Here is an 813-nt window from a genome sequence, read left to right as displayed (position 1 = left end):
CTTTGCCTTCGTTGCCGGCGGGGTCTTTCACCGAAGCTTCGGCGGTGTAGCCGCCGTCGGGCAGGGCTTTGGGCACGTCTACGCTGTAGCTGCCGTCTGCCTTGACGGTGGTGGTAACGGTTTGGCTTTGGCCGTCCGAACCGGTTACCACTACGGTTACCACCGAACCGGCGGGCGCATCGGTTTTGCCGCTGATGGTCGGGGTGTTGTCGCTGCTGTTGTCCGGCGCGTCTACGCTGATCATCGGGGCGGTGGTGTCGACCGAGCCGTTGTCTTTGGCTTTGCCTTCGTTGCCGGCGGGGTCTTTCACCGAAGCTTCGGCGGTGTAGCCGCCGTCGGGCAGGGCTTTGGGCACGTCTACGCTGTAGCTGCCGTCTGCCTTGACGGTGGTGGTAACGGTTTGGCTTTGGCCGTCCGAACCGGTTACCACTACGGTTACCACTTGGCCTGCTTCGACATCGGTGGTGGTACCGGTGATGGTCGGGGTGTTGTCGCTGCTCAGCGCGGGGGCTTCTACGGTGATGCCTGCTTTGGTGTCGATACTGCCCGGGTCGCTGGCTCTGCCTTCGTTGCCGGCGGGGTCTTTCACCGAAGCTTCGGCGGTGTAGCCGCCATCGGGCAGGGCTTTGGGCACGTCTACGCTGTAGCTGCCGTCTGCCTTGACGGTGGTGGTAACGGTTTGGCTTTGGCCGTCTGAACCGGTTACCACTACGGTTACCACCGAACCGGCGGGCGCATCGGTTTTGCCGCTGATGGTCGGGGTGTTGTCGCTGCTGTTGTCCGGCGCGTCTACGCTGATCATCGGGGCGGTGG

1 protein-coding gene is annotated in these 813 nt (G+C 63.6%); it reads right to left on the bottom strand.

Annotated elements, in window-relative coordinates; translation table 11 throughout:
- Positions 1–813: Ig-like domain-containing protein (locus IR141_RS12600; RefSeq protein WP_194198401.1), on the bottom strand; the 813-nt coding region annotated here is incomplete at both ends.

The organism is Neisseria sp. 19428wB4_WF04, assembly GCF_015235335.1.
Lineage (GTDB): Bacteria > Pseudomonadota > Gammaproteobacteria > Burkholderiales > Neisseriaceae > Neisseria > Neisseria musculi.
Note: the sequence above shows the minus strand (reverse complement) of the source record. Positions and strands in the feature narration are given on the sequence as shown.